This is a genomic window from Streptomyces sp. NBC_01618 (assembly GCF_045209435.1).
Taxonomy (GTDB): domain Bacteria; phylum Actinomycetota; class Actinomycetes; order Streptomycetales; family Streptomycetaceae; genus Streptomyces.
The window spans coordinates 5,317,559-5,333,893 of record NZ_CP109297.1 but is presented as its reverse complement, the minus strand read 5'-3'; the positions used below and the strand labels follow the sequence as shown (position 1 = coordinate 5,333,893).

Sequence of the window (16,335 nt, the reverse complement as noted above, 5' to 3'; positions counted from 1 at the left end):
CGGCGTCGGCTCCGCGGGGCATATGGGTGGTTCTTATGGGGGTGGCTCTTATGGGGGGGTGGTTCTTACGTGGGCGGATGCCCTGGACAGGAAGACGGCGGTGGTGATCAGCAGCCCGAGCGCGGCGGCGCCACAGGCGAAGGCGGGTACGGCTCCGGTGCCTGCCGCCATGACCAGGGCGTCGACGGGGCGGGCGAGGAAGTGCAGGCCGGGCAGCCGCCCGGCCAGGACCAGGGCAGGTGCCAGCGCTTCGACGGCGCAGGCGGCGGCGAGTCCGAAGGTGGCGGGTTCGGGGAAGCCGTGCACGGCCAGCAGCCGGGCCAGCAGGAGCAGCACACCGAGCGCGGCTGCCCCGACGAAGGGGCCGCCGCCCCCGTACCCCAGGTGCGCGACGTAGAGCAGTCCGGCGAGGGCACACAGATGGAGCGCGACGGCTCCGAACAGCAGGGGGCGCACACCTGCGGCGAACTCCTCCAGTGCGCGGCTTCCGATGAGTTTGCGGTGTGCGTGTACGGAGAAGAGGTGCGCGCACCAGGCGGCCGGGGCAACGGAGAGCGCCAGCCCCAGCAGCGGTGCGGGGGTGACCGCCCAGGAGCCTTCGGGGCCGCCGCTGAGCACTTGGTCGAGCAGCGCGTCGCCGTACAGGACATAACCGAGGAGCCAGCAGCCGTACACATGGGCGGTCCCCGACGAGCCGCCCACGGCGTGCAGGGGGCCGCTGCGCAGGCTGAGGGCGAGGCCGACGAACGCCACAAGCGCTCCGGTGACGGCGATCGCGAGCCGTCCCTGACCGCCGAGCGTCCCCTCGGTGAGCCTCAGAGCACTCGCGGTCGCGATGCAGGCGGCGCCCGGCACCAGCGCGCGGAGCGACCAGGCGGCGCGTGTCCCGGTGTCGCGCTCCGGCGCGCGGAGCCCTGTCGCGGGCTCCCCCGCCACGGCGGGTACCCGGGCGAAGAGTTCCTCGGCGAGCGAGAAGACGTCGCGGTGCCGGTAGCGGGCGGCGGAGCGGTCGGTGACGCCGTGGGCTTCGAGCCCGGCGGCGATCTCCAGCGGATCGACGGCGCGCTCGCACAGCTCGCGATGGCGGTGCATCAGCGATCTCACGGGGTCAACGGGACCACGGCGCGAGGCGGTCCGCTTGCGCGCTGGAGCGGCACGCGCGATCTCCGGGGCCCGGGGCGCGGCAGCCCGCTCCTCGGTGGTCGGCTCGGCCTGTTCCGTAGCCCCTTCCTCTGTGGCGGCCACCTCCGCGGCGGTGGTCTCAGTGGCGGTGTTCTCTGCGGCGGTTACCTCTACCGCGGTGTCCTCCGCGACAGTGGTCCCCGCAGCGGTGTCCTCCGCGACAGTGGTCCCCGCAGCGGTGTCCTCCGCGACAGTGGTCCCCGCGACAGTGGTCTCCGCGGCGGTGGTCTCCGCGACAGTGGTCTCCGCGGCGGTGGTCTCCGCGGAGACTTCCTCTGCGGTGACTTCCTTCGTGGTGACTTCCTTCGTGGTGACTTCCTTCGTGGTGACTTCCTCCACAGCGGTCCCGGAGAGGAAACTCCCGGAGACCAGGGCCCGGGAGCGAACGTCCCAGCTCCCGCCGGTGGACGGTGGGGCGGGTGCGTCGGACACCTCGGTCGGGCGGCCCATCGTCTCTCCTCCGTGATCGTCGCCGACTCCCTCGGACCGTCCCGCCCCGCCGCTGCGGCCCGGCCGGTCCGTTCCCGGTTCACGCATCGCCGCCACCCGCTCCCCGCGCTCCCGCGCAGACGGCCGGGGGCTCGGCGGCCCAGCGGGGTGCGCGGTCCAGCGGTCGTGCCGCGCCGGCGCCCGGGGCCGCCCACGGGCCCAGGACATGCGCCTCCGGCGGGGTGGCGAAGGGGCGCGGTCCGCCGTCGGCGTCCACCGCGTCGGCCTCCCGGCACACCGGGGCGTGCGAGATCAGCTCCAGGTAGATGCCGCGATATGCCGCGAGGTTCTGTTCGACGGTGAAGAGTTCCAGCGCGCGGGCGCGCGCCGCCGCTCCGAGCCGTGCGCGGCGCTCCGGATCGCGCAGCAGCGCGAGGCAGGCGTCGGCGAGCGCCTTCGGATTGCGCGGGGGCACCACGAGCCCGGTGCCGCCGATGACTTCGACCACCGCGCCGGCGTCCGTCGACACCGTCGCCCGTCCGCAGAACATCGCCTCGACGAGACCGATGGGGAAGCCCTCGACCACGCTGGACAGGACGACGACCCCGCCCGCCCCATAGGCCTCCGGCAGCCCCGGCACCTCGGCGCCGCCGATGTCCTCGAAGGAGACCGGGTTGTCGCCGACGGCGTGCGCGTCCGCGGCCTCGTCGGGGAACAGCTGGGCGGCGAGCGCCCGGCAGTGCGCGAGATACGTGGCGCCCTCCGGACCCTGCGCCGCCGCGCCGATGATCCGTAGCCGGGCGTCCGGTTCGGCCTTCCGTACCTCCGCGAAGGCGTGCAGCAAGGCGATCAGGTCCTTGGCGGGCTCGATCCGGCCGACCCAGACCAGGGTGTCGTCGGGACCGCTGTCGCCGCTCTCCCCCAGCGCCGTGAACTGGTCCGATTCCATGCCGGGGTAGACGGTGCGCAGCTTCTCGCGCTCGGCACCGCACCGTTCCTGCCAGCGGCGGGCGTGCGTGTCACCGGGAGTGAGGATCGCGGCCTGCCGGTACACCTCGGTGGCGAGCCGTCCGTGGAAGCCGGCGAGCAGGGCGCGTACCGGCGCGCTCAGAGGCGTGTCGGTTGCGGCGAGGTAGTGCGCCCGTAGTCGCACGCCGTGCTCGGTGACCAGCAGCGGGACCCCGAAGAAGCGTTTGGCCAGCAGACCCGGCAGAGCGGCGGCGCCGCCGGATGTGGCGTGGCAGAGGTCGACCGCGCCGAGGCTCTCCTCGTCGTACCAGTCGAGGGAGAGCGGGCGCAGCACCCGGTCGAGCTCCCGGGCGAAGGCGAGGAGGTCAGGAACGGTGGCGGTCTGGACGGTGCGCCCGGTGCCCGGGGCGCGGCAGGCGGCTTCGAGTACGCGTACGGCGGTTTCGGAGCGGAGCGCCTCGGGAAGTCCCCCGTGTTCGCGGGCCAGTTCGGCGAGCCCGTACAGCCCCTCCGTGAACTGCGCGTCCGCCGCACCGGTGGTCATGCGCCCCGCACGTCCTTCTTCACTCCATTCGCAGGGAACCGCGCCCCCGCTCGCGCCCCCGCCGCCGTCCACCTCAGGCACCTCCCCCGCCTCAGGCACCGTCCCAGCCGCACGCGCCTCACCCGCCGCACAGACCGCGGTCGCGAGAGCCGTGAAGTGCGCCGTGAAGCGCCGTCGTTCGCGCCGCCCGTACGAGCGTCCGCCGCCGCCCGTCATCAGCCGGGCGAGCAGGCCCTTGGGAGCGCGGGTGCCCGGGATGTCCTCGTCGGCCGTCCACAGCGGCGCCGTCCGTACCCGGCCGACCTGCGTCGGCAGCGGGACCCAGCCCTGCTCCTCCTGCTCGGCGGAGCGGCTGAGCGCGAAGAGATCGAACTCGTGCTGCTCGAGTCCGCGCACCAGACGGTCGCACCAGAGCCTGGACTCACCGGTCGCATACGGATAACCACCGTCGGTGAGAAGTCCGATCCGCACGAGTGCACCCCCGATCTCCCTTGTGGGCGGCCGCCGTTGGAATGGCGACTCACAGCGGGACGACCGTAAGCGGATACGCCGGTGGTGCGACGGACGGTTGTCCGTCGCACCACCGAAAGGGGTGAACCGTCGTAACTTTCCCGCCCCGATGGCGTTCTGTCGCGCTATGGGAGCGTTCAATCACACAGGGTCAAGCTGCGGCCAGCTCCTTGCGGGCTGCTCGGCGCACCGCCGCGAGCGCCTGCCCCAGCGCGAGGCGCTGACCTGGAGCCGGCTCAGTCCGAAACGCGTAACGGAGCTGCACGAACACGACCGCGAGACCGCCGCTCGGTGATCCCTGCGACGAGATCAGAACTGACACCAACCGTGCGTTTCTGGCGCCCGTTCGACACTGCACGTGCGCTCTGTAAACACAACTGACAATGTCAATCCACTGGATGCACCCAGGCGTTGGGCCGACACTTGATCCCGTCGATGTCCAGGGACTTCGTCTGCTGCTGCATCACAGGGGCGAGCGCTCCCGGCGTGCGGCAACTCACATGGTTGTGACCCAGCCGGTGACCGACCTCATGGTTGATCAGCATCTGGCGGTAGGCGAAAAGTTTGTCCGACCCGAACGTCGACGATCCCTGCGCCCAGCGGTAGGCGTTGATCATCACGCGCTCGGTCGCCGCGGAGTCGCACGAGACGTTGTCCTCGGTCGTGTCCAGGCCCGACTTCATGCACCAGTCGCCGGTCGTCCCGGGACTGGCCAGGGTGATCACGAAATCGGGATCGCCGGAGGAGATCCGCTCGAACGTCATGGCGCCGTCGTGCGCCCAGCTGCGGTCGTCGTTGAGCGTTTCCTGGACGGCCCGGGCGAAAAGCGCGGCGTCGAGGCCGAGCCCCTTCTCGACATCGATCCGGTAGCGGTACTTGTGCCCCCTCCCGGGGGCCTTCGCCGCCCCCGGAACCGCCTCGAACTTTCCGGAGCCGTGCAGTTCCGGGGAGAGCGGGTAGGCCTTGACCATCTTTTCCGCGTACGAAAGAGGCTTGGCCTGCGCCGCCTTCGGGGTCGGCCGGTCGTCCGAGCGGGAGGCGCCGTCGGTGCCGTCCCGGTCGACGCCCGTGGGCTGTGCGGCGCTGGTCCCGCCGCTGTCGTGGGCGACCTGCCCGGCCACGACCACCGCGAGCACGGTGGTCACCGCGGCGGCCGCGATGCCCGTGAACGTACGGCCCCGGGTTCCCCTGCCGTCCCGGCCCTTCTCGGTGGGAGCCGGCGCGGCGGCGCCGCCGCGCGGTGGCTGCTCGGCCCACTCGCCGACCGAGCCGTACGGATCGGCCGACCGGGCCGGCGGGACGGCGGGCCCACGGGGCGCGGGCGGAGCCGGTGGCGCGTCGAACGCCTCGACGAACTCGCGTCGCGGCCCAGGTATCAGCGGCCCGGTGCCGACCGGTGGTTGACGCCGGGGCACCGTCTGCTGCGGCCCGGTCCCCCAGCCGCCGCCGGGCTCACGCTGTTCGGGGTGGCCACCGCGGACGTGGCCGATCTGCTGGAACGGGGTGTGCCCGTCGGACCCGGCCGCCGCGTCGGCCACCCGCCGGCGCCGCCCGCTGCCGGGCCCCGGGTGGACGCTCCCGCGACCGCCGCCCTCATTCGCGAGAGCGGCCTCGATATCGGGGCCCGCGGGTTCGGGGCCTTTTCGGCTATGTCGTCCCACGCCCCGGATCAGCTCCTGCCGCGCTCGTCGAGCAGTTCCCGGAACGCCTGGGCGACCGCCTCCGGATACTCCATCATCGCCACGTGCCCCGCGTCGGGCAGTGTCAGCAGCCGCGAGTCACGGAACGCCGCGGACGCCCTGCGTGCCATCCGGTACGAGACGAGCTGGTCCCGGCCGCCGTACACGAGCTGGGTCGGTGCGAGCACCCGCTCGGCCTGGCGCCACAGTCCGTGCTGACCGCCGAGCGTGTACGCGTCGACGATGCCACGTGCCGAGCGGGCCATCGCGTCCCAGAAGTACGGCAGTTCCAGCCGGTGCTCCATTTCGGCCACCGCTTCACGGAAGCCGGACTCGGAGACGCGCGCCGGATCGCCGTAACAGAGTGCCATGACGCCGCGCGTGCGCTCCTCCGCGGTCCAGCCCCTGGTCATCCGGGCCAACAGCGACGCGACGCCCGGAACGGCGAGCAGTGCGGTCGGCGCGGCCGTCCGCTGCACCCGGATCTCGGGGAGCGCGGGCGAGACGAGGGTGAGGGTGCTCACCAGATCGGGGCGGACCGCGGCGACCCGGGTGGCCACGGCACCGCCCAGCGAATTGCCGAACAGATGGACGGGCCCGCGCTCCGCCGCGTCGAGGAACCGGATCACGGCGCGGGCATGACCGGTGACCGAGTAGTTGCCGTCGTCCGGCGGCGGCGAATCGCCGAAACCGGGCAGGTCGACCGCCTCGCCGTCCACCACGTCCTGGAGCAGCGGCATCAGGGCCGACCAGTTCCGCGAGGAGCCGCCGAGCCCGTGCACGTAGAGCGCGGGCGGCAGGCCGGTGCGCCCCGGCGGCCGGGACCGGATGGTCAACGTCAGTCCGGGCAGCGCGACGGAGCGCAGCTCCTCCCCCTCCGCGGCCCTGACGGTGCTCACCGTCGGGGCCACTGCGGCGGCGCGGACTCCCGGCAGGTCGGTCGAAGACATGCGGCAATGTTACGAGACGATCACACCGCGGTTCATGTGTTCGCGGTCACAGACCGCATAGCGGCTTGAGGGGCTAGCTCCTAGGCTCGAAGCAAGGAAGGGAGTCACCATGTCGGTCGACCCCAGCGACCCGGAGACCTTCGAGGACGTCCAGCCGGACGAACCGGACGAGGAGACACCCCGGGCGGACGCCGCCGAGCAGCGGACCGATCTCCAGCAGCGGCGCGACGAACCGCTCACCCACATCGACCGCGACCGTGCCAATGTGGCGGATGCGGCCGAGCAGGCTCGTGTTGTCACACAGGATGAAGACGATTACCGCTAGTACGCCCCGCTTTGCCCCACTGGTCGACGAATCTGTGGCTACCGCAGTCGTCCGGTCCGTGAAATTCTGCGTCCGCGCCGCGCGTACCCGGGTTACCCGAAAGTACGATGGCTGTGTGGTGCAGCGTGCACGGAAAAGCTGTGTCCGATCACAAATTTGGGAGGCGGCGTGACAGCCATCGAGCAGACCGAGGCGGCGCGCCCGCGAGGCACTCGACTGCCTCGACGCGCCCGACGCAATCAGCTGCTGGGCGCCGCGCAGGAAGTATTCGTGGCGCAGGGGTACCACTCCGCCGCGATGGACGACATCGCGGAACGCGCCGGGGTCAGCAAGCCGGTGCTCTACCAGCACTTCCCGGGCAAGCTGGAGCTCTATCTGGCCCTGCTCGACCAGCACTGCGAGTCGCTGCTCCAGGCGGTCCGTACGGCACTGGCGTCGACGACCGACAACAAGCTGCGCGTCGCCGCGACGATGGACGCGTACTTCGCGTACGTCGAGGACGAGGGCGGCGCCTTCCGGCTGGTCTTCGAGTCGGACCTGACCAACGAGCCCGCAGTGCGCGAGCGCGTCGACCGGGTCTCGCTGCAGTGCGCGGAGGCGATCTCCGACGTCATCGCCGGTGACACGGGACTGTCCAAGGACGAGTCCATGCTGCTGGCGGTCGGTCTGGGCGGTGTCTCCCAGGTCGTCGCCCGCTACTGGCTCTCCAGCCGGTCCGCGATCCCGCGAGACACGGCGGTGCAGTTGCTCACCTCGCTGGCCTGGCGGGGCATCGCGGGCTTCCCGCTGCACGGCATCGATCAGCACTGACGGTGCCGGGCGGGCGCGCCCGGCGTCCGTGTTCGCTGCGGGCGTTGCCCACCGACCCCTGACGGCTCCCCTCAGCGGGCTAATGTGTGCTGCGTACGGCGCGGTTCACCGCGCAGGGACTGACCGTCGGAGGGACATAGCCGTGGAGGTCAAGATCGGGGTGCAGCACACGCCCCGGGAGATCGTTCTGGAGAGCGGGCTTTCCGCCGAAGAGGTCGAGAGCACGGTCGCCGAGGCGCTCACCGGCAAGGCGCCGCTGCTCAGCCTCACGGACGAGAAGGGCCGCAAGGTCCTGGTGCCGGCCGACCGGATCGCGTACGTGGAGATCGGCGAGCCCAGCACGCGGCGCGTGGGCTTCGGCGCGCTGTAGGCGACACGCTCGACGCAGTGGTCGTGTGAGCGGCCCGGTGGGAAACCCCACCGGGCCGCTTTCCGTTCCGCTGAGGGTTCCGTCCGTCGTTTCCGCCGGGCGGGCTCTGCGTCGACACGTTTCCGCCGGGCGGGTTTGCGTCGGCCGGGCGATTCCTGTGCGAATCCTGTCCGAGGAGGGTTGTGTTCCGCACCTCACGGGTAGTACCGCTATCGACCGATCTACCCGCCCCGCAACACGCGAGGTGATCATCTGTGATCTTGGAACCTCTCGGCTCCGTCGTGCTCGGACTCGCTCTCGCCTGGGTGGCGCTCCACTCGCTGCCGGACCGGCTGCCGTCCCGCCGTGCCGTCCTCACCACCGGCGCGCTGGGAGCCCTGTTCGGCGCCTTTCTCATGCACTCGGTGCTGGGCCCCGGCCACGTCGTGGCCACGCTGATCGGCGCGGCGCTGATCGGCAGCGTGACGCTCTCGTTGCTGGTCCGCCCGCGCAGCCGCCATCTGAGCCGATCAGCGGCGGCCTGAGACCGTCCGGCGCCCGCCCGTGCGGGCGGACGACCGGACGGCCCGGGTGAACCGGCTACGCCGCCAGTCCCAGCGCGGCCATCCGCTTGGTGTGCGCCTCGGTGATCCGCGAGAACATCCGCCCGACCTCCGCCAGGTCGAACCCGTCCGCCACGCCCCCGACGAGCATCGTCGACAGCGCGTCGCGCTCGGCCACCACCCGCTGGGCCTGCGAGAGCGCCTCGCCCATCAGCCGCCGCGCCCACAGCGCGAGCCGGCCGCCGAGCCGCGGGTCGGCCTCGATCGCCGCGCGCACCTTCTCCACGGCGAAGTTGCCGTGCCCGGTGTCGTCGAGCACGGCGAGGACGAGGGAGCGGGTGTCCGAGTCGAGCCGGGCGGCGACCTCACGGTAGAAGTCACTGGCGATCGAGTCGCCCACGTACGCCTTGACCAGGCCCTCCAGCCAGTCCGACGGCGCGGTCTGGCGGTGGAAGTCGTCGAGCGCCTTCGCGAACGGCTCCATCGCGCCCGTCGGCTCCACATCGATAGCGGTCAGCCGGTCCGTCAGCCGCTCGAAATGATGGAATTCGGCGGAGGCCATCTTCGCCAGCTCCGCCTTGTCGGCCAGCGTCGGCGCTAGTTTGGCGTCCTCGGCGAGCCGCTCGAAGGCCGCCAGCTCCCCGTACGCGAGTGCTCCCAGCAGGTCCACGACCGCTGCCCGGTACTGCGGCTCCACGGATGCGGTGGCCCAGTCCTGGGCGGCGATTCCGGTGAGAACGGGGGCTTCATTGGCGTTGTCAGGCGTCTCCATGGAGCGCAGAATAGCCCGCCGGGCAGGGTACGGAAGGGCCTGGTCAGCCGGTGACCTCACACCGTTCCGACGAATTCGCCCAACACACATGCGCGAATCCGGGGTACAGTGGTATTGCGCCTACTGAGTATTTTGGACGTACTCGTGTGGCGCGAACATTAATGAGGATGCCCGGTCGGTGGCCCGATCGGCTCCGACCCGACAGCCCTCCGCGCGAGGCGTACGCCATGTACGACCGCAGATGAGGGGCCCCCTCAGCGGCACGAGCGCTCGAGCGACGGCAGTGGTCCCGCGCCACCCGGCCCATCCACGGCCGGATGACCAACCCCGGCACGGTACGACCCCCAGCGTTCGCCTCGGACCGCGTCTCACAGAAGAGGCAGCACCCTGACTACGTTCCGAGACCTCGGGATTCTTCCCGAGACGGCCGAGGCCCTTGAGGCCGTCGGCATTGTGTCCCCGTTCCCCATCCAGGAGATGACGCTCCCCGTCGCGCTCTCCGGTTCCGATGTCATCGGCCAGGCCAAGACCGGCACCGGCAAGACCCTCGGTTTCGGTCTGCCGCTGCTGGAGCGCGTCACCGTCCCCGCAGACGTCGAGGCGGGCCGGGCCCAGCCCGAGCAGCTGACCGAGGCGCCGCAGGCGCTGGTCGTCGTCCCCACCCGCGAGCTCTGTCAGCAGGTCACCAACGACCTGCTGACCGCCGGCAAGGTGCGTAACGTCCGCGTTCTCGCCATCTACGGCGGCCGTGCGTACGAGCCGCAGGTCGAGGCCCTCAAGAAGGGTGTCGATGTGATCGTCGGCACCCCGGGCCGCCTGCTCGACCTGGCCGGACAGCGCAAGCTCGACCTCTCGCACGTCCGCTCGCTCGTGCTCGACGAGGCCGACGAGATGCTCGACCTGGGCTTCCTGCCCGATGTCGAGAAGATCATCACCATGCTGCCGCCGAAGCGCCAGACGATGCTGTTCTCGGCGACCATGCCGGGCGCCGTCATCGGCCTCGCGCGCCGCTACATGTCGCAGCCGACGCACATCCGCGCCACCTCGCCCGACGGTGAGGGCGCGACCGTCGCGAACATCTCGCAGCACGTCTTTCGGGCCCACTCGATGGACAAGCCCGAGATGGTCTCCCGCATACTGCAGGCCAACGGCCGCGGACTCGCGATGATCTTCTGCCGTACGAAGCGCACGGCCGCCGACATCGCCGAGCAGCTGGAGAAGCGCGGTTTCGCGTCCGGCGCGGTCCACGGCGACCTGGGCCAGGGCGCGCGCGAGCAGGCGCTGCGTGCATTCCGCAACGGCAAGGTGGACGTGCTCGTCTGCACCGACGTCGCGGCCCGCGGTATCGATGTCGAGGGTGTGACCCACGTCATCAACTACCAGTCGCCGGAGGACGAGAAGACGTACCTCCACCGCATCGGCCGGACCGGCCGTGCCGGTGCCAAGGGCATCGCGATCACGCTGGTCGACTGGGACGACATCCCGCGCTGGCAGCTCATCAACAAGGCGCTCGACCTGAAGTTCAACGACCCGGTCGAGACGTACTCCACGTCGCCGCACCTCTTCGAGGAGCTCGACATCCCGGCCGGCACCAAGGGTGTTCTGCCGCGTGCCGAGCGGACCCGTGCGGGTCTGCGCGCCGAAGAGGTCGAGGACCTCGGCGAGACGGGCGGCCGCGGCCGCAAGCCCGCCGCGTCGTCGGCGCCCGTCCGCGAGGAGCGTGCGCCGCGGACGCCGCGTCAGCGCCGTCGTACGCGGGGCGGCTCCGCCGTTTCCGCCGTCGAGGAGACCACCGCTACGGTCCCCGCGCCGTCCACCGAGGTGGCCGAGGACGCCGCGTCGGAGCCGCGTACGCCGCGCCGTCGCCGCCGCACCCGCGTCGGTGCCGCGGACGTCGCGGCCGAGGCCGCTGTGAGCACGGTGGAGGCTCCGGCCGCCGCCGTCACGACGAAGACCGAGGTCAAGGCCGAGGCCGAGGCCGAGGTCAAGCCCCGCCGTCGCCGCGCCCGGGCCGCCGTGGTGAAGCCGGTGGCGGAGGAGGTCGACTTCCAGATCGCCCCCATCGCCGATCCGGTGCCCGAGGCGAAGACGGTGACGAAGCCGCGTCGCCGCGCCCGCGTCGTCAGGCCCGTCGAGGACGAGGTCGACTTCCAGATCGCGCCGATCTCCGAGCCCACCCCGGAGACCAAGCCGCGCCGCCGCACCCGTGCGGCCGCCAAGCCGAAGACGGAGACCGTGGCGCAGGCCCCGGCCGCCGAGGGCGAGGCGAAGCCGCGGAGGCGGCGGGCGCCGCGTGCGACTGCCGTCAAGACCGAGGGCTGAGTGCGCGACGCCGGTTGAGCCGGGGCTTTTGCCCCGGACCCGCTCCTCGCCCCTCCACAGCCTCAACGGCACGGAAGGTACCCCAGGAGCATGATTTTCGCCGGACGGGCTTGAGGGCATCCTCAAGCCCGTCCGGCGTTTCACGGCATAACCTCGTCCCATGAGTCGGCCGCACACCTTCACCCCGCCCCCCTGCGCCCATGCCCGCCAGCTCCGCACCGCGCGCGGGGACTTCGCCGTACTGGACGCCTCGCCGAGCACCGTGCCACGTGGCACCGCCCTCCTGCTGCCCGGGTACACGGGCAGCAAGGAGGACTTCATCGCACTCCTCGAACCCCTCTCGGCAGCCGGGTACCGCACCGTCGCCGTGGACGGTCGCGGACAGTACGAGACGGACGGGACGGACCGTCAGGAGACGTATGCGCAGGGCGAGTTGGCTCGTGACGTGCTCGCGCAGGCGGCCGCTCTCGGCGCCCCCGGCGACGGCACCGTGCATCTGGTCGGGCACTCGCTCGGCGGGCAGATCGCCCGCGCCGCCGTGCTGCTCGACGCCGCGCCGTTCCGTTCACTGACCCTCATGTCGTCCGGACCCGCCGAGGTCGCCGAGTCCCAGCAGCTCAAGGTGAAGGTGCTCAGCGATGCGCTCGCGGCACTGACCATGGCCGAGGTGTGGGAGGCGATGCGCGCGCTCGACCCGCCCGAGGAAGCGGCGACCGACGGCGAGGCGCTGCGCCGACGCTGGCTGCGCCACCGGCCCGCCCAGCTGATCGCCACCGGTCGCCAGTTGGCGACCGAGCCGGACAGGGTGGCCGAACTCGCCGCCGTACCACTGCCCGTCCATGTGCTCTCCGGCGAGCGCGACGACACCTGGCCGGTACCGCTCCTCGACGAGATGGCGCAGCGGCTGGGTGCGCGCCGTACGCGGATCGCGGGCGCCGAGCACTCCCCCAACACGGACCGCCCCGAGGAGACGGCGGCCGCGCTCGTAGCCTTCTGGAACAGCCTGTAGCCCGACAAGCGCGAGCGGGCTCAGAACTGCGCCTGGAGGTGCTGCCAGAAGCCGTCGCGCAGGGCCCGTCGCAGATGCGCGTGGCCGCGCAGCGAGTGCTGCAGCAGCCGTTCGGCCTCGACCAGCAGGTCCTGGTCGACCGAACCCGGCAAGTACGGGTGTCCGGGCAGCAGATCGGCGAGGGACTCCCGGCCCCGGGCGGCCAGCCAGGCCGCGGCGATCTGCGCGCCGACGAAGCGGACATCTTCGCGCGAGGGCGCGGGGGTGTCCTCCTCGTAGGTGGTGACGGGGCGTCTGGTGACGTACGGGCGGCAGAAGTCCAGGTCGAAGGTGCGCTGGCTGTCGACCTCCCAGAGCAGCGGTTCGGCCTGGTTGCGCCCCTCCCCCGCCTCGATGCCCCACAGGTGCACCCGGGCCCCGTACCCCTGCGCCGCCTCGACCGCGGACACCAGGTCCTCGTCGCCGCCGACCAGTGCCGCGTCGCTGATGGCGCGGTGCCGGGCGAGCGATTCGAGGTCGGTGCGGATCAGTGAATCGACGCCCTTCTGCTGGTTGTTGGCGTTGAGGTTGCCGAGTCTGACCTTGACGTCGGGGAGTTCGGCGATGGACTGCTGCTCGACGGTGTGGATGCGTCGCCTGGCTCCGTCGTACCAGTAGACGCGCAGCAGTCTGCTGTCCGCGAAGATCGTGCGGGCCTTGTCGATGAAGGCCTCGATCAGTCCTTCCGCGTCGAGGTCGAAGGAGCGGCGGTCCTCGGTGCCGGTGACGAGCAGTCCGGCGGCAGCGTACACATAGCCCGCGTCCACGAAGATCGCATGGGTCGAGGGGGTCTTCGACACCTCGGCGAGCACGCGCTGGAGCAGCTCGTTGGTGCGGTCCAGGCGCTCGCGGATCTCTGCCTCGTTCATTCGGGCCTCGTCGTGAGCCTCGTCGTGGGCCTCGTCGTGGACCTTGTCGGCGCGTGCTCGGTGACCTGCTGATACTTAGACATCCAAAAAATTTCCTTAGCGTAGGGAATGTTTGCCGCAGGCAAGCCGTTGAACATCTCGTAGAGCGCAGGACAGCGGTGTCGGGCGCTCTCATCCTTGTGGACGGGGTCACCCGTCCTCCCAGTAGTTCTCCAGCAGGAGGATCAGACGAAGGGAAGCCTTGTGCGCTTCGAGATCATGCGACTCGACGATGTCGACGGTACCGCCGTGGACAGCACCGTCGTGGACGCCGCCTCCGTCAACCGGATCGTGCAGCAGGCCGCAGCCATAGGCCAGCGCATCTATATCCGCCCGGCCGAAACCTCGGCTTCGTAACGCACAACGACGCTCAAAGACGAAGCGCCCCCGCACGGAAGTCTTCCGTACGGGGGCGCTGTGGTGTCCGCCGGCGCCGTCAGGCGTTCTGGATGACCTGGGTGACGCCGTTGATGATCTGCTGCACGGCGATGGCGGAGAGCATCATGCCGGCGAGCCTGGTCACCAGCACCACGCCGCCGTCCTTGATGACCCGGATGATCAGCAGCGAGTAGCGCATGGCCAGCCAGAGCACGATGTGCATGACGATGATCGCCGACCAGACCGCGAGCTGGCTTCCCACGCTGTCGGCATGCTGCACCGCGAGGATCACCGACACGATCGCGCCGGGCCCGGCGAGCAGCGGCATGCCGAGCGGTACGAGCGCCACATTGACGTCCTTCGTCTGCGTGGGCTCGTCGGTCTTGCCGGTGAGCAGATCGAGCGCGATCAGCAGCAGCAGGAGTCCGCCCGCGATCATCAGGGCGGGCACGGAGACATGCAGATAGTCGAGGATCTGCTGGCCGAGCACGCCGAAGACGACGATCACACCGAAGGCGACGGCCACGGCCTGCAGCGCCATCCTGCGCTGCATCTTGGCGGGTCGTCCAGCGGTGAGGGCGAGAAAGATCGGGGTGATCCCGGGCGGATCCATAATCACAAAAAGCGTGAGAAAAAGGGATCCGAAGACAGCGACGTCGAACACAGTGAGCCTTGCGAGAAGAGAGCGGGATATTGCCTGAAGGGGGCGCACCCCGAAGCCATGACGGCGGCCTGACGGCCGGGTGCGTGGAAGTGGAAGTGGAAAGTGAAGGTGGAGACGGGACGCGCGGACGGAGCGAGTGGCGTTACGTGTCCGTCCGCGGGGCGGAGCGGTCCAGGGCCTCACACCCCTGCCGCGACGCGGACCTCCGCGTGCGCGGTTGCGCGCGCCCCGTTACCCGTACGTCGTTACGCGGGGCGGGCTCCACCGGCGCCCGGCACCGGGAAGGCTCCTGTGGCGCGCCGGGTGATCTCGCCGTAGATCTCGGGGTCGGTGGTGTACTCGCCGAGCCCGACGGTCTTGTGGCTGCCGTGGTAGTCGCTGGACCCGGTCGTCAGCAGCCCCAGCTCCAGGGCGAGCCCGCGCAGCCTGGCCCTGGTCGTCTCGTCGTGGTCCATATGGTCCACCTCGATGCCGTCGAGGCCCGCGGCGGCCAGCCGGGCGATCGAAGACTCCGGCACCACCTCGCCGCGCTTCACGGCGAGCGGGTGGGCGAAGACGGTGACGCCACCGGCGGCCTTGACCAGGCGGATCGCGTCGAAGGGGTCGAGTTCGTGCTTCTCGGCGTACGCGCGTCCGCCGTTGGCGAGCCAGGCGGGCGTGAAGGCGTCGGACACCGACCCGACGACGCCGAGTTCGACGAGCGCGGCGGCGATGTGCGGCCGGCCGACCGATCCGTCCCCGGCGATCCTCGCGGCCTGCTCCCACTCGATCGGGACACCGAGCGCCTGGAGCTTGCCCACCATCGTCCGGGCGCGCGGCACCCGGTCGTCCCGTACCAGCTCGCGTTCGCGGGCCAGGTCGGGCTCGTCGGGATCGAAGAGGTACGCCAGCATGTGCAGGCTCACACCGTCGATCCGGCAGGAGAGCTCCGCGCCGGTGACGAGGGTGAGCCCCTCGGGGAGGGCGGCGATCGCCTCGGCGTGACCGCGCACGGTGTCGTGGTCGGTGAGGGCGACGACGTCGAGCCCCGCGGCCGCGGCGTTGCGCACCAGCTCGGTGGGGCTGTCCGTGCCGTCCGAAGCGGTGGAGTGGGTGTGCAGGTCGATGCGCACGACGCGTACTCCAATGCTCGGGGCCGGACAGGGTGACGTCCCAGGATAACCGGCATTCGAGCGCGGCCCGGGCGCGCAGGACGGCCCCGCGGGCCTCAGGTCCGGTCGCGCGCCGATGCGGTCGGTCTCAGTTGATCAGGCGCGGGGTGAGCGCCCCGCACGGCACCAGGTCCATCTCGCCCCCGGCCTCGCGCAGATCGGCGAGCACCAGCTCGTCGTACATCAGGAGACCGGACTGCTCGGGCCAGACGATCGCCCAGAGCCACAGCCCGCGCGCCTCGCCCGCGAAGACCGCGCGGTCCTCCGGCGCTCCCTTGACGTGCCAGAGCGGGGTGGGCCGGCCGGCGGCGAGCATCTTGACGTCCGGCGGGCCGTCGACGTCCAGGTGCGGACCGGGGTCGGGGCCGTCGATGCCCGCGTAGCGCGCCCCGAGTCCGACGCCGAGCTCCTCGGTGACGAGCAGCAGCTCGCCGATGCCGCCGACCGGACCGGGACCGGAACAGGCGACGACAGTGGCGCGACCGCCACTGCGGTCGTCCCCCGCGCTCGCCACACCGGTGAACAGCCAGCCCACCGGCAGCGGCCAGGGCATCCACACCGGCACCTCGGCCCGGCGCACCACCGCCGCCAGCGCCTCGACGCTGGGCGGGATGGCCGGCTGCAGCGGTTGCACACTGCCGTGCACGGCGCACTGCCAGGTGTCGGCGAAGAGACCGGGCGCCCTGACCCGGCCTCCACACTTCGGGCAACTGGGTTCGCCCCTCATAGCGACCAACGGTCCTCCTCGACCGTCGCCGCGTCAAGGAAGATCACCCGTCCGC

General features: G+C 71.3%; 16 protein-coding genes. 7 read left to right on the top strand and 9 right to left on the bottom strand.

What is annotated here, in order from left to right; genetic code table 11:
• Positions 1–48: 48 nt before the first annotated feature.
• The 4 genes from OH735_RS24930 to OH735_RS24915 form a co-directional block, all read right to left on the bottom strand.
• Complete coding sequence (locus tag OH735_RS24930) at positions 49–1,092, bottom strand: hypothetical protein (protein WP_406386720.1); 1,044 nt, start codon at positions 1,090–1,092, stop codon at positions 49–51.
• 619 nt (positions 1,093–1,711) lie between these two features.
• Positions 1,712–3,595 carry a DUF3492 domain-containing protein gene (locus OH735_RS24925; RefSeq protein ID WP_406383750.1) on the bottom strand — a complete coding sequence of 628 codons (1,884 nt, stop codon included), beginning with the start codon at positions 3,593–3,595 and terminating at the stop codon, positions 1,712–1,714.
• Positions 3,596–4,020: 425 nt separating this feature from the next.
• On the bottom strand, positions 4,021–5,295 hold the full coding sequence (locus tag OH735_RS24920; RefSeq protein WP_406383749.1) for a DUF3152 domain-containing protein: 1,275 nt from the start codon (positions 5,293–5,295) through the stop codon (positions 4,021–4,023).
• A gap of 8 nt (positions 5,296–5,303) precedes the next feature.
• Entirely contained in the window at positions 5,304–6,263 is a 960-nt protein-coding gene (locus OH735_RS24915) for an alpha/beta fold hydrolase (protein ID WP_406383748.1), read from the bottom strand.
• 109 nt (positions 6,264–6,372) lie between these two features.
• On the opposite strand from OH735_RS24915, the gene OH735_RS24910 reads away from it, so the two are divergent.
• The 4 genes from OH735_RS24910 to OH735_RS24895 all read left to right on the top strand — a co-directional run bounded on the left by OH735_RS24910 (position 6,373) and on the right by OH735_RS24895 (position 8,292).
• A complete protein-coding gene (locus tag OH735_RS24910; RefSeq protein ID WP_266748386.1) occupies positions 6,373–6,588 on the top strand; it encodes a hypothetical protein in 216 nt (71 codons plus the stop codon).
• Positions 6,589–6,756: 168 nt separating this feature from the next.
• The gene (locus OH735_RS24905) at positions 6,757–7,398 is read left to right on the top strand and encodes a TetR/AcrR family transcriptional regulator (RefSeq protein ID WP_018105511.1); all 642 of its coding nucleotides are present in this window, start codon (positions 6,757–6,759) and stop codon (positions 7,396–7,398) included.
• 142 nt (positions 7,399–7,540) lie between these two features.
• Complete coding sequence (locus OH735_RS24900) at positions 7,541–7,768, top strand: DUF3107 domain-containing protein (protein ID WP_406383747.1); 228 nt, start codon at positions 7,541–7,543, stop codon at positions 7,766–7,768.
• A 254-nt stretch (positions 7,769–8,022) separates the two neighbouring features.
• Entirely contained in the window at positions 8,023–8,292 is a 270-nt protein-coding gene (locus OH735_RS24895; RefSeq protein WP_406383746.1) for a hypothetical protein, read from the top strand.
• A 55-nt stretch (positions 8,293–8,347) separates the two neighbouring features.
• On the opposite strand, the gene OH735_RS24890 is transcribed toward OH735_RS24895, so the two are convergent.
• Positions 8,348–9,082, bottom strand: coding sequence for a ferritin-like fold-containing protein (locus tag OH735_RS24890; RefSeq protein WP_406383745.1), 735 nt, complete (start codon positions 9,080–9,082; stop codon positions 8,348–8,350).
• Between the two features lie 477 nt (positions 9,083–9,559).
• Here OH735_RS24890 and OH735_RS24885 point away from each other — a divergent pair, with 477 nt between their 5' ends.
• Positions 9,560–11,404 carry a DEAD/DEAH box helicase gene (locus OH735_RS24885; protein ID WP_406383744.1) on the top strand — a complete coding sequence of 615 codons (1,845 nt, stop codon included), beginning with the start codon at positions 9,560–9,562 and terminating at the stop codon, positions 11,402–11,404.
• Between the two features lie 160 nt (positions 11,405–11,564).
• The gene (locus tag OH735_RS24880; protein WP_406383743.1) at positions 11,565–12,413 is read left to right on the top strand and encodes an alpha/beta fold hydrolase; all 849 of its coding nucleotides are present in this window, start codon (positions 11,565–11,567) and stop codon (positions 12,411–12,413) included.
• A gap of 20 nt (positions 12,414–12,433) precedes the next feature.
• Here OH735_RS24880 and OH735_RS24875 read toward each other — a convergent pair whose 3' ends face one another.
• Positions 12,434–13,321 carry an NYN domain-containing protein gene (locus OH735_RS24875; protein ID WP_406383742.1) on the bottom strand — a complete coding sequence of 296 codons (888 nt, stop codon included), beginning with the start codon at positions 13,319–13,321 and terminating at the stop codon, positions 12,434–12,436.
• Between the two features lie 243 nt (positions 13,322–13,564).
• Here OH735_RS24875 and OH735_RS24870 point away from each other — a divergent pair, with 243 nt between their 5' ends.
• Positions 13,565–13,717, top strand: coding sequence for a hypothetical protein (locus tag OH735_RS24870; protein WP_177328023.1), 153 nt, complete (start codon positions 13,565–13,567; stop codon positions 13,715–13,717).
• A gap of 79 nt (positions 13,718–13,796) precedes the next feature.
• Here OH735_RS24870 and OH735_RS24865 read toward each other — a convergent pair whose 3' ends face one another.
• The 3 genes from OH735_RS24865 to OH735_RS24855 form a co-directional block, all read right to left on the bottom strand.
• The gene (locus OH735_RS24865) at positions 13,797–14,402 is read right to left on the bottom strand and encodes a MarC family protein (RefSeq protein ID WP_406383741.1); all 606 of its coding nucleotides are present in this window, start codon (positions 14,400–14,402) and stop codon (positions 13,797–13,799) included.
• Positions 14,403–14,647: 245 nt separating this feature from the next.
• Positions 14,648–15,514: a PHP domain-containing protein gene (locus OH735_RS24860; protein WP_406383740.1), complete on the bottom strand. Its 867-nt coding sequence runs from the start codon at positions 15,512–15,514 to the stop codon at positions 14,648–14,650.
• Between the two features lie 127 nt (positions 15,515–15,641).
• Positions 15,642–16,280 (bottom strand): DUF6758 family protein, encoded by a 639-nt coding sequence (locus OH735_RS24855; RefSeq protein ID WP_406383739.1) that lies wholly within the window; start codon positions 16,278–16,280, stop codon positions 15,642–15,644.
• Between the last annotated feature and the right edge of the window lie 55 nt (positions 16,281–16,335).